The following is a 12,166-nucleotide window of genomic DNA, read 5'->3' as shown; positions in this document are numbered from 1 at the left end:
TTTCATTTTATAAAATCAATATATAAATTTTGTGTATTTGGCCGTGGCACATAAAAACATAGGCATTTTTAATAAAGATGCTCTCCATGATTGAAGCTGTAAGGGGCTGAATTTCAGATTATGCCCATGAAAATGTCCTATCAATGCAAAACCCACTTTATGAGTCCAGAAAATCGGAGTGTGTTATTACCACAATATAAATGAAGCAGAGATAGTGTAATACCCATACCAATCTTTATATTATATGAGTCCTTGATATAATGACTGAATTAATATAAATAATAAGGAGGCGAAGAATCTTGCATATTCCAGATGGTTTCATACCATTCCCACAGTACGTTGTGTACTGGATAATAGCCCTTGTAGCCCTCTACTTCAGCATGCAGTGGGCCAGAAGGGACCTTAAAGAAAGACAGATACCACTGTTTGCAGTTCTTGCAGCTGGAATATTCGCAATACAGGCGATGAACATACCGATACCCTGGGGTACCAGCGGTCACATGGTTGGAGCGGCCCTCGTTGCAATAGTCTTTGCAAGTCCATGGGCAGCTGTCCTTTTACTCTCAATTGTACTGATACTTCAGGGACTCATATTCGGTGATGGTGGTCTAACTGCGCTTGGTGCGAATATCTTCAACATGGGCATAATCGGAGGATTCACAGGTTACTACCTGTTCAGGGCACTCAGATCAGCCGGGGAAATTCCTGCAGTCGCAGTGGCATCATGGGCCTCAATATTCCTTGCCGCCATTGCCTGCGCCATAGAGATGTGGATAGCAGGTACCTTCCCGCTTGTGGAGGGACTCTGGATGATGGGACTCTACCACGCAGTAATAGGTCTCATAGAAGCTGCGATAACAGTGGTTGTTGTCCTTGCAATTGAAAACAGCCGCCCCGACCTTTTCAAGTTCAGTGAGTGGGGTGAGAAGAAGGGGGTTGCATCAAAATGAATGCCCGTGATAAAAAATTCATGACAGGGGGCATCCTGATTGCCCTCATAATAGCCATTCTGGCACCATTCCTTGCATCAGAAAACCCTGACGGACTTGAAAGCACAGCTGAGAAGGTGATGCCCAACCCTGAAACTGAACCGGTGGTTGAATCGCCGATGCCAGACTACACCATTCCTGTGCTTGGTGAAAGCAAGGTTGGCGGTTCCATAGCAATGGTCCTGGGCACCGCCCTCGTGCTGGGCCTCGCCTATGGAGCTGGAGTACTGCTCCGTAGAAGGGAAACAGAACCTGATGAGGGGAAATAAACCCCTCATTAATTTGTGGGGAAGCTGAATGGAAGACCTCATAAACATAGAGAGGGAAAGCCTCAAGGAAAGTTCAATACACAGCCTTGATGGGCGTGTCAAACTCATAATAACATTTATCATAATCATCTTTGCGGTTGCCACGCAGAGTATTACAACACTCATCCTCATGGAGATTTACCTTATCATACTCATATTCCTCTCGAATGTGTCACCATCCTATGCCATTAAAAGGCTCATCCTCATACTCCCATTCGGTGGATTCATAGCACTCTTCCAGCCATTCATAAGGCCAGGGGACGTGATCTGGGCAGGGCCGTTTGGATTTGACATAACCCTTCAGGGAATCATCTTTGGAGCCCTGCTTCTTGGAAAGGTGACTGTGAGCGTGACAGCGATAATCCTTCTCTCCTCAACAACGTCAATGCAGGAACTTGTTGGCTCAGCAAGGAGAATTGGTGTTCCCTCAGACTTTGCGATGCTGCTCAACCTCACCGTCAGGTACCTCTTCTTCTTCTATGATGAACTTGAAAGAATAAGGAATGCCCAGAAAACCCGCTGCTTTGATATATGGAACAAAAATGTGCCCTATCGTTGGAGGCTGAGGAAGGTGGGTGAAACCATCGCCATGATGTTCCTTCGGGCATATGAACAGGGTGAAAGGGTTTATCTCAGCATGCTGAGCCGTGGCTACACACCTGAAAGCAGGATGTACACGGCAGCCTCCAAAATAGGAAGAAGAGAAGTGCTCTTTGTGGCCGCTAATATCATGGTAATTGCGGTTCTTCACATCACCCAGACACTCCTGCCGGTGATGAAATGATTCAGGTGAAGAACCTCAGCTACACCTATCCCGATGGAACCACAGCCCTCAGGAACATTAACATGGAAATAGGGAGGGGCGAACGTGTTGCCGTCATAGGGCCCAACGGGGCAGGTAAATCAACACTTTTTCTTCACCTCAACGGGATACTCAGGCCATCATCCGGCGAAATAATAATTGATGGGGATAAAATCAACTACAGCAAATCTGAACTTATAAGGATAAGACAGAAGGTGGGTATAGTTTTCCAGAACCCGGATGATCAGCTCTTCTCTCCAACTGTGAGAGATGATGTTGCCTTTGGCCCCATGAACCTTGGACTCAGTGAAGATGAAGTCGAAGAAAGGGTTAGGGAGTCACTTGAAAGGGTGGGTATGTCCGGCTATGAAGAAAGGGCACCCCATCATCTTAGCGGTGGTGAGAAGAAGAGGGTGGCCATTGCAGGGATCCTGGCAATGAAGCCTGAAATCATGGTCCTTGATGAGCCCACAACGGGACTTGACCCTGAAACCGCCGATGGGATAATCGACATACTCCTTGAACTGAGCAGTGAGGGCATAACAGTTATAATATCCTCCCACGACGTTGAAATCCTCAGCCAGTTCGCTGAGAGGATCTTTGTTCTAAACAGTGGCGAACTCATAGCCGAGGGAACACCCGGTGAAATCTTTGGAGAACCTGAAATAATAAGAAGAGCCAGTTTAAGACTTCCCAGGACCGCTGACCTCATGAACCGTCTCAGGATGGCGGGATTTGATGTTGATGTTAAACTAACGGTGGATGAGGCATACCCCGAACTCCTGCACCTTCTAGGTGCAGATGCATACCACAGACTGCTTCACTTTCTGGGTGAAGAAAAACAGCATAAACTCATGCATCTTCTCGGGGATGAGAAGTACCATGAACTTCTACATGTGCTTCGGGAGCGATGAATGCTGTATCACCGTATATCTAAAGTTTTGGCTCAAGCCTCTTGATCATGAAGGCCATGAACCCCACCAGCATCGGGAAGAGGAAGAGGTATATCAGTATAATGGCTATTGGTGGAAGGACTGACCCCATAACAGTGGACGCTGCCAGGAGCATGACAAGGAATATAACTGGTCCCAGAATCGCAAGGAACATGTAGATCATGGTGAAGGAGTTGAGCTTCTGGGAATAATCCTTGAGCTTCATTCTCATCTCATATGCAATATCATCTGCAATAACATTGAGTGTCTTGGATAGATCACCACCACTGTTGAGGGTCCTTGTGATCTGGTATACGGCCCTCTTGAGGCCATCAGATTCTATGCGGTTACTCATCTCAATAAGGGCGCTCTCAGTGGTCTCACCATACTTGATCTCCTCAAGTGTCCTTGCGAACTCCTCAGAAAGGGCCCCGTAGCCGGACATTGCAACTGAACGCATACTGTCATGGAGTCCAAGCCCTGATTTGAGTTCGGTGGCCATCTGACGGAGTGCAAAGGGCAGTTCCCTGGAAGCCTCGCTTGAACGTTTGCCCTTCTGAAGGTTCGGAAGGAATATTATGATTATGGCCATGAAGAGAACAGCCAGCATCATTGCAAGGCCTATCTCGATCCCGAAGCCAAGGACAACCATCACAATCAGCAGCACCGCCCCTGAGCCCCCACCAAGTATCATTATGAGCTTGGGGTCAAGCTGCTCCTTTTCCTCCTCCTTCAGTATCTCCTCAAGGGACGCCCTCTGAAAGCTTTCACGGGTTGCTCTGTCCTCCCCTCTCTCTTCTAGTCTCTTATCTGCCTCTATAAGGCCCTTGAATACCTCTATCTCCTCAGGGGTCATCTTCATCCTGCTTATAACCCTCGCTGACCCCCTCCTTGAGAGAAAACCGGGCTTTGGTTTCCCGGGTTCCCTCTTCAAGATTCCCCCAGGTTTTCCGATTGGTGGTGCCTTTGGCTTTATCTCACCTATCTTCTTAACGGGCTTCTGAACGCCCTCCCCCACCTTCTTCGTGGATGTGAGAGTGAGTCCTCCTAGTTTATCGAATATATCCCTGATTGAGACCATTGTATCTGCCCTCAGAGTATGCTGTCAAGAACACCATCCGGGTCCCTGTAGTACTCATTTATGTAGTGTCCAACCTCATCTATGGACCTTATGTTCTCATCGGCCAGGTATTCTAGGACGAGTCTTCTTCTTTCGATCTCCTCCTCTATCTCATTTATGCTTATGGCCCTGAGTTCAGCTATCTCCCTGAGGGTCTGGCTGGCTATTCCAACGTATTCCACCTTATCTGTTACGCTGTTCCATTCAAAGACCCTGTTGAGCTGAACATTGCCCTCCTCCATACCCACAACCTCGGCAACCTCTGTTATCCTCCTTATGGAACCCCCTTCAGGGCGGTACATCCTGTTCTGCATGATTATGAAATCAAGGGCAGGTATCATTATCCTCGGCACGTTCATGGGAGGGTTTATGAGACGGGTTATTGTTTCCCTGGCGGTGTTTGCGTGAAGTGTTCCAAACCCACTGTGCCCTGTGTTGAGGGCTGTGAAGAGTGTTATTGCCTCTCCACCCCTGACCTCCCCGACGATCACCCTGTCGGGTCTCTGACGGAGGGAGTTCTTAACCAGGGTGTCCATGTCCAGTTCACCCTTACCCTCTATGTTTGGTGGTCTTGTCTCCATCCTCAGGACGTGGGTGTGGGGCAGCTGAAGTTCCAGTGTATCCTCAATTGTGATGATACGCTCGGTAGGGGGTACAAAGGCGGATACTGTGTTGAGGGTTGTTGTTTTACCTGAACCTGTACCCCCAGCGACTATGGCGTTGCATGGCTTCACCCCGAGTCCATCTGTGCAGACCCAGAGGAAGGCCGCCAGATGTGAGGACATGGTCTTGAAGTTTATGAGGTCAACAACTGTGAAGGGGTCCTTCCTGAATTTTCGTATGGTGAGTGTCGACCCGTCTGGAGATACAGGGGGTATTGTCGCATTGATCCTTGATCCATCAGGCAACCTTGCATCCAGTATGGGTGTCTGCTGGTCTATACGCCTGTTCACCTGCCTTGCAATGAGGTCAATTATGGCCTTTATATCGTCATCGTCCTTGAAGACCACATTGGTTATCATCATACCCATCTTCCGGTGATAGACGAAGACTGGTTTGTTGACACCGATTACCATTATCTCCTCGAGGTCATCATCCTTGATGAGTGGGTCAAGTTCCCCGTATCCCAGCATCTCCTGGGAGATCTGCTTGGCGAGCTTATCGACATTACGAACCCCCTTCACCCTGAGAAATTCCTTAACCTCCGACATGAAGGTGGATTCGTCTATCCTGAAATCCTCACCTTTGGATACCGCAACCTCAACAAGTTTCTCACGGATCTCGTTGAGGAGTTCCCTTTCCTTCTCAGAGAACTTTGGAAGGGACACCTTGTATTTGGGTATGAGGTCGCCCTCAATGATTTCAACATCCTTTATATCGGGACCGCGGGGGGCCGGTTTCGGCGCTGGCTTTTCAAGCACCTTTTCAACCTTGAATTCCGATTCCGCAGGCCTCTCCCTTTTCTCTTCCCTTGGAGTCGCTTCCTCATCCGCTGCGAATTCTCCGAGAATTTCCCTCAGAATCTCCTTCCTCTTGTCCCTCATGTTACTCATCTTTTAATATGTGGAGGATAATATTTAAGTGTATGTCAGCAAGGTGTCCCGTCTGTGGGGAGGTTCTTCACGCCCATAACAAGCATGAACTGGAAGGTTATTATGACCCCTGTGAGGGCTGTATAAACCCTGGCTTCAGGAAGTTCAGACCCATAATGGAACAGGTGACTGAATCGGCACTTGAAGAATGTGAATGTGGCAGAAGGCACCTTGATTCTGTAATGGCACAGGTATCCATGATCCTTATAGAGAATGGGGTCCTCCCAAAAAATGCCAGGTTGAGGGACGCCGGTGTTCCGCTCATAACTCCTGCATTTCCCCTTAAATCGGCCCCCTTCCTGCCCGCGGACTCACTTGTTCTCCTAACATCCGCTGCCAGTGTGGAGGCTGCAGAGCTGATAATAAACGATGTGCCTGAGGTTAAGGGCGTCATAAGGGGTGATCCCTCAGTGACACCGGGGGTTATTGATTCATACAGGATTCCAGAGGTATACGATCTTCTTGCAGGGTGTGATATGAGGTGTGACATCATAGAGACTCCTGCGGGTTCAATGTCCATATACCGGAGGCAGAGCAGGCTTCACATAGAATTTTCAGGGCGTAAAAACAAAAAAATAGAGGTTGCTGCCAGGGAAATCCTATCAATTCGTCCAGAGACTGTCCTGGACGCCACCTGCGGCCCCGGCACCCTGGGAATATTTGCACTGATGGCAGGTGCAGATAGGGTTGTCTTCAATGACATCTGGAGGGATGCGTGTGAGATGACACGCCTGAACCTTCAGATCAATGGCTTCAGGAAGGAAAGGTTCAGAATATACTCTGAGGACATCAGAAAACTGCCTGAAATCCTGGATGAAAAATTTGAGCTATGTATTGTGGATCCATTCCCTGGTGTGGAGGTAAAGGAGTTCCTTGATGCTGCAGGAAAACTGGCAGAGAGGATCTTGCTGATTCAGTGACCCAGAGACAAGGAAACTCCAGAATCTGGTTCATGGTACTGTGGACCCATTTTTTAACTTATATTCTTAGATAATTGAAACTTAAATTCCCATGTAAATAACCACTGCAGGAAGCACAAGGACCCCCATGAGATGGGACTTGCTTATACCTACACAGTGGGGTATTATACCAAAGGCAGTTGATGTCAGGAGCGCCACTGAAATGAAAGGCAGGCTTGCACCCTCCATGATGGCGAAAAAGAAGATGGATGCCACCATAAAGAGCATTACACAGGCCGATACCCACCCATAGTTGATACCTGAGAGGCTAGATGCAAGGTGATCGCCCAGTTTTATGGAGGTTACTGCAGCTGCAGAGACCGCAAGAAGAGACGCTGATATGAAGAGCATGAGATGGGCTATGCTGACATCCTGAATAATCTCTGAAATGTAGACCGCGATGCCGCTTCTGGGGTTTCCTATGAGGTAGAGTGTGAGGAGCGAGAAGAGTGCGTCTGATGTGTTCAGACCTGAAATTGCCATGATGAAATCCTCAGGTGCATCCTCACCCCCTGAACCTGTGAGGGAGGCTGCTATCATCCCGCCCTGGGCCGGTCCAAATCCCGGGAGAAATCCCAGTAAAACAGATGCCAGCCCACCTGCAGATACTGACCTCAGGGTGTTCATGTTGAGCTCTGTGAACTGAACTCTGCCCTGTTCAGGAATATCTGATTCTGAATTTAAACTGTAAAGGAGGGTGCTGAGTCCAAAAAACCCTGTGAAAAGTGTCATGAGCCCAAGACCTGGTGATATGGGCGTCTGAAACATGAGCCAGCCCATTGCACCTGAGAAGAGAAAAAGCGCCGAAGCCCAGATTAAGGCCTCAAAATTTCTGCTGAGTTTTATTATCATGTAAACAGATACCAGAATTAAAATTAACCATATATGGGGTCTGAGGAAATCGTATAGTGGTGGTAAAATCAGGAAGAGTGATGGTAGGAGGATTATTGTGATGAGGATCCCTCCAACACCACCAACCGTGGCCGCCCTTATGGCCTCCCCTGCCCTACCTTCAAGCACCAGCCTGTGAGAGGGGAGGATAGAGATGGCTGTTCCCTCATCGGGCACCCCAAGAAGCGCTGATGGTATGAATTCAAGAAGGGCGTGTGCCACTGAAAGTGATAATAAAAAAACAGCAAGGAATTCCTCAGATACACGAAGGTGGGTTGATGATGCGAAAATGAATGCTCCCACAGTATTAACATGGATGCCTGGAATCAGGCCCGTTAATATGCCAGTGATGATTCCGAGAAAACAGGCAAAAAGGATATCGGTTATCCCAATCACCCGGGAAAGGGAGCTACATTAACCTTCTCACATCTGTTACCTCTATGTTGCTGACACCATCAATACCCGCGAGGCTCTCCTCAGCGGCTTCGGTTCCGCCCTCGGCATCGCCCACAACAACCATCACATTGAGGGCAACGAGGCCAAATGCTATTGGCTCCTCATCTATTTTGTGAAGCTCAGTACCCTCGGGTATCCTTGATTCAATTTCCCTCTTGAGTGCCTCAAGGTCAACCTCTGGACTTTCAGGCATAACCTTTATGGTAGCTACTACATCTCCCATGAAATACCTCCACAAAGAATCTTGAGTAATACTAATTTATATATTTTTCCTATGGTCCCTCGAATCCACAGCTGCAGCGATATGTGTGTCCGAAGGTCCTGCACTTCTGGCACCTGTAGATCATCTCGCCACACATGGGGCATTCAAATTTCACATAGGTTTCAACCAGAGGTATCTCCTGCTTACAGGATGTGCATTCCATCTTTGTCATCTAATCACCTCTTATAACTGTACATATAACTTCTGAAGCACCTGCCCTTAAAATGGACAGCACCCTCTCGGGAAACTTCCCGTTTGCAACATAACAATCAGTTTTCAGTTTAATGAGAAGTTCAGGTAGTGCTTCGTCCACTGATGTCTCACCAAAAGATAGTAAGTTTTTAGCACTTATCTCATTTATAAGTTTAGCATCACTGGCAGGTGGCCTCTCAGTATATATACCATCTACATCCGTTGCTATTAAAAGTTTCGCCCCCAGCATATGTGCTATTATGAGTGAGAGGGAATCCGAGGTCACCCTCCATGAGTGTTCCGCAGGATCAGTGAAACGCAGGAGTTCAGATGGCAGGATCACCGGTGTCAGGCCACTCTCAATTGCCCCCCTGCACTCCCCAAGTGTCCTCACTGGAACAGCAGATTCACAAAGGTCAGAAAGCAGTCTTCCAGTAATATCCATACAGAGTATGGCCGAATCATGGGTTGCGCTTTCAGAAAATCCCAAATTTCTGTCATAGTATCTTACTCTATCTGCAAAATCCCCACCACCACAAACAACAGCAGTTCCTGTTCCTTCAAGGCTTTTAAGGAGTTCTGCAGCATGTTCAGGAAATAGACTACCCCCTATCTTAACAAGCCAGTCCATAGTATCACCATAATCTCCATTTCAGGCCTCAGAGAAGTTTGAGGTCGCCTGTTATTTTATCTATCTTCTCATCGTCGTCAGGCCCTATGCCCAGGCATGTGATGGTGCCTGCGGGTATCTGGGTATGACCGGCGTCCCTCACAAGATAGTATGAGATCCCCGAATCCTTCACAGATTCATATATCTCCAGGAGCTCATCAAGGCTCTTAACTGAAACTATAACCTTCTTTGAACCATCAATTTCCCATCTTCTGATTTTATCAGGATCTGTTTTTTTGAATGAACCAATAGAAGCATGACAGGCCTGGGCTGCTATTTTACCCTTTCCCATCTTCAGATCAGACCTCACTATTATGACCTGTTTCATTTTCCCACCATCCGGGTCTATATTGGTTGATACTAATAACTGTTTCCAGCGCAAAAAAAATGAAAAGTCATCAGTGCCCATCTCATGCACACCTCAACCGGAGGTGCCCCTCCAAACCAGAAGGTTGGTGCCAGTGTTACAGTGACAATCTACAAGGCTGGGAAGTATAGAATCATGATATGGATGGAAAAGAGTCCCGAAAAATCGATAAATTTAAATAGTATTTGGTTAAATATAGAATTGAGGTGATATTATGGCCGAATTACCCATAGCACCAGTTGGGAGAATAATAAAAAATGCCGGTGCCCAGAGAATAAGCGACGACGCAAGGGAAACACTTGCAAAAATTCTGGAAGACAAAGGCGAAGAAATAGCAGTAGAAGCTGTTAAACTAGCAAAACACGCCGGCAGAAAAACTGTTAAAGCATCAGACATAGAACTGGCCGTTAAAAAGCTATAAATGGCCATTTCTATTTTTATTTTAAATGTCATAATTCAGTATCCCCATCAACTCTATGACTGGGTGGGTTTGGGGAATGACTGAACTTTAAGTGTCATGCTTCAGTATCCCCCGGGACCGTTGCCTGTTTATTCCCCTGCAACAATAATTCAAAGGGGCCTGAATTTCTGAGAATGAATTTATTTATTACACCACATACCATAATCAAGCGAAACTGAATTTTCATCCTCATACCAATGGTGATAGAATTGACCAGAATCTCAATACTCGATCATGATAGATGTCAGCCAAAGAAATGCAACTACGTCTGCATAGATTACTGTCCTGGAGTTAGAATGGATGAGGACACCATAACTATTGACGAGAAAACAAAGAAACCCCTTATATCCGAGGAACTGTGTTCCGGTTGTGGTATATGCACAAAAAGGTGTCCATTCAAGGCCATAAGTGTTATAAATCTTCCCGAAGCCCTTGAAGACCCGGTTCACAGGTACGGGCAGAACATGTTTGAACTCTTTGGCCTCCCCACCGTGACAGAGGGGGATGTGATTGGGCTTATAGGTCCAAATGGTATCGGGAAGTCAACAATCATAAGGATACTGTCGGGGGAACTCAGGCCAAACCTTGGCAACTTCCAGGACCCACCAGGTTGGGATGAAATTATAAACCACTTCAGGGGGTCCCAGCTACAGAATTACTTCCAGAACCTCAGTGAAGGAAAGCTAACCGTTGTGCACAAACCCCAGATGGTGGATAAGATCCCGAAGTACGTTAAGGGAAAGGTCGAGGATCTTCTCCTGAGTATAGACTCCAAGAGAACAGATGAGGTAGTTGAAACCCTCGAGATTGGGGAGATAATGGGTCGTGAGATATCAAACCTCAGTGGAGGTGAACTCCAGAGCGTGGCAATCGCAGCTGCAGCTCTACGTGAAGCAGATTTCTACTACTTTGATGAGCCCACCTCATGGCTGGACGTGAGGCAGAGGCTCAATGCAATAAGGGTTATAAGGTCCCTTGCAGAGGCAGGGAAATCAGTTATGGTTATAGAGCACGATATGGCCGCCCTTGATGCGATGTCAGACTACGTCCACATACTATACGGTAAGCCAGGTGGATACGGCGTTGTATCCAACCGCCGCGGTGTCCGTGTGGGAATCAACACATATATCAGGGGTTTCCTCAGGGAGGAGAACGTGAGATTCCGCGATCATGAAATAGAATTCAAGGTAAAACCCCCGCGGGCCGAGGAAGAGGGTGAGGTCCTCGTGGAGTACTCAAAGATGATAAAGTCCCATCCAGCATTCAGCCTTAATGTTGAGGAGGGCACAGTATACCTCAACGAGGTTGTTACAGCCTTCGGGCCGAATGGTATAGGTAAAACAACCTTTGCAAGGATCCTTGCAGGTGTTGAAAAACCTGATGAAGGGAAGGTCAAAAGGAAGATAAAGATATCCTACAAGCCCCAGTACCTTTCATCGGATTATACAGGTACCGTGGAGGAATTTCTGTATGCAAACGCACCTTCATATGGATCGAACCTATTCAAAAGCGAGATCATGAGGCCATTCAATCTTGAGGAGATACTTGACAAGGCAGTTAATGAGCTGAGTGGTGGTGAGCTGCAGCGCCTTGCAGTTGCAGTTGCGCTCTCCAGGGATGCTGAACTTTATGTTCTGGACGAACCAACAGCATTCCTTGACGTTGAACAGCGTCTGCTTGCAGCTAAGGCCATAAGGAGAATAATTGAAAGCAGGAATGCGTCCGCCATGATAATTGACCATGACATAATCTTCATTGACTACATATCCGACAGGGCCATGGTCTTCAGTGGAAAACCCGGAGTTGAGGGACGCGCTGGAAGCCCCACAGAACTCAGGGAAGCGATGAACACATTCTTAAGGGAAACAGGAATAACGTTCAGGAGGGATAAGGAAACAAAAAGGCCACGTGTCAACAAGCCTGGAAGTTTCCTTGACAGGCAGCAGAAGGAGATGGGGGAATACTATTACCTGAAAACAGAATAGTATAGATGAATACATTCACCTTCTTTTCAAAACCTCAATAAGATATATCCACAGATAATACCTCTATTCCTCATTTTCAAGGGACATCTTGTGCTAATACTTTAAGTTAATCTAACTGATCAGAGACTAGAGAATTATCTGCCAAAATCAAAGCTTCAAAAGTTCCTAAAGGATAAAAATT

At 47.1% G+C, this 12,166-nt stretch carries 14 protein-coding genes; 7 read left to right on the top strand and 7 right to left on the bottom strand.

All coding sequences use genetic code 11. The features are described from left to right. Positions 1-299 precede the first annotated feature (299 nt). The 4 genes from cbiM to QFX39_RS07365 are packed head-to-tail and all read left to right on the top strand — an operon-like array spanning position 300 to position 3,013. The gene (gene cbiM / locus QFX39_RS07380) at positions 300-950 is read left to right on the top strand and encodes a cobalt transporter CbiM (RefSeq protein ID WP_300478945.1); all 651 of its coding nucleotides are present in this window, start codon (positions 300-302) and stop codon (positions 948-950) included. Next, a complete protein-coding gene (locus tag QFX39_RS07375) occupies positions 947-1,258 on the top strand; it encodes a PDGLE domain-containing protein (protein WP_300478943.1) in 312 nt (103 codons plus the stop codon). The genes cbiM and QFX39_RS07375 overlap by 4 nt, the downstream gene beginning before the upstream one ends. Positions 1,259-1,286: 28 nt before the next feature. Further along, positions 1,287-2,081, top strand: a complete 795-nt coding sequence (cbiQ, locus tag QFX39_RS07370; protein ID WP_300478940.1) for a cobalt ECF transporter T component CbiQ — start codon at positions 1,287-1,289, stop codon at positions 2,079-2,081. Further along, on the top strand, positions 2,078-3,013 hold the full coding sequence (locus QFX39_RS07365; protein WP_300478938.1) for an ATP-binding cassette domain-containing protein: 936 nt from the start codon (positions 2,078-2,080) through the stop codon (positions 3,011-3,013). Before cbiQ ends, QFX39_RS07365 begins: the two co-directional genes overlap by 4 nt. Positions 3,014-3,032: 19 nt before the next feature. On the opposite strand, the gene QFX39_RS07360 is transcribed toward QFX39_RS07365, so the two are convergent. Continuing rightward, positions 3,033-4,112: a type II secretion system F family protein gene (locus QFX39_RS07360; RefSeq protein ID WP_300478936.1), complete on the bottom strand. Its 1,080-nt coding sequence runs from the start codon at positions 4,110-4,112 to the stop codon at positions 3,033-3,035. Positions 4,113-4,123: 11 nt separating this feature from the next. Beyond that, a complete protein-coding gene (locus QFX39_RS07355; RefSeq protein ID WP_300478934.1) occupies positions 4,124-5,695 on the bottom strand; it encodes an ATPase, T2SS/T4P/T4SS family in 1,572 nt (523 codons plus the stop codon). A gap of 41 nt (positions 5,696-5,736) precedes the next feature. On the opposite strand from QFX39_RS07355, the gene QFX39_RS07350 reads away from it, so the two are divergent. After that, positions 5,737-6,663, top strand: coding sequence for a 50S ribosomal protein L11 methyltransferase (locus QFX39_RS07350; RefSeq protein ID WP_300478932.1), 927 nt, complete (start codon positions 5,737-5,739; stop codon positions 6,661-6,663). A gap of 81 nt (positions 6,664-6,744) precedes the next feature. Here the strand turns inward: QFX39_RS07350 and QFX39_RS07345 are convergent, their stop codons facing one another. From QFX39_RS07345 to pth2, 5 genes are read right to left on the bottom strand one after another with little or no spacing between them, the layout of a single operon-like run. After that, positions 6,745-7,980 (bottom strand): tripartite tricarboxylate transporter permease, encoded by a 1,236-nt coding sequence (locus QFX39_RS07345; protein ID WP_300479051.1) that lies wholly within the window; start codon positions 7,978-7,980, stop codon positions 6,745-6,747. Between the two features lie 22 nt (positions 7,981-8,002). Continuing rightward, positions 8,003-8,272, bottom strand: coding sequence for an elongation factor 1-beta (locus QFX39_RS07340; RefSeq protein ID WP_300478930.1), 270 nt, complete (start codon positions 8,270-8,272; stop codon positions 8,003-8,005). A gap of 49 nt (positions 8,273-8,321) precedes the next feature. Continuing rightward, positions 8,322-8,483 carry a zinc finger domain-containing protein gene (locus tag QFX39_RS07335; RefSeq protein WP_013295112.1) on the bottom strand — a complete coding sequence of 54 codons (162 nt, stop codon included), beginning with the start codon at positions 8,481-8,483 and terminating at the stop codon, positions 8,322-8,324. Further along, positions 8,484-9,134: a delta 1-pyrroline-5-carboxylate synthetase gene (locus QFX39_RS07330; protein ID WP_300478926.1), complete on the bottom strand. Its 651-nt coding sequence runs from the start codon at positions 9,132-9,134 to the stop codon at positions 8,484-8,486. Between the two features lie 28 nt (positions 9,135-9,162). Then, the gene (gene pth2, locus QFX39_RS07325; RefSeq protein ID WP_147671192.1) at positions 9,163-9,501 is read right to left on the bottom strand and encodes an aminoacyl-tRNA hydrolase; all 339 of its coding nucleotides are present in this window, start codon (positions 9,499-9,501) and stop codon (positions 9,163-9,165) included. Between the two features lie 253 nt (positions 9,502-9,754). Between pth2 and hmtA2 the strand changes: the two genes are divergently transcribed. Together hmtA2 and QFX39_RS07315 are read left to right on the top strand one after the other, a co-directional pair. Continuing rightward, positions 9,755-9,961, top strand: coding sequence for a histone HmtA2 (gene hmtA2 / locus QFX39_RS07320; RefSeq protein ID WP_300478922.1), 207 nt, complete (start codon positions 9,755-9,757; stop codon positions 9,959-9,961). 248 nt (positions 9,962-10,209) lie between these two features. Then, positions 10,210-11,985 carry a ribosome biogenesis/translation initiation ATPase RLI gene (locus tag QFX39_RS07315; RefSeq protein WP_300478919.1) on the top strand — a complete coding sequence of 592 codons (1,776 nt, stop codon included), beginning with the start codon at positions 10,210-10,212 and terminating at the stop codon, positions 11,983-11,985. Positions 11,986-12,166 lie beyond the last annotated feature (181 nt).

Source organism: Methanothermobacter sp. (assembly GCF_030055425.1).
Lineage (GTDB): Archaea > Methanobacteriota > Methanobacteria > Methanobacteriales > Methanothermobacteraceae > Methanothermobacter.
This window is presented reverse-complemented; position numbering and strand designations above follow the sequence as displayed.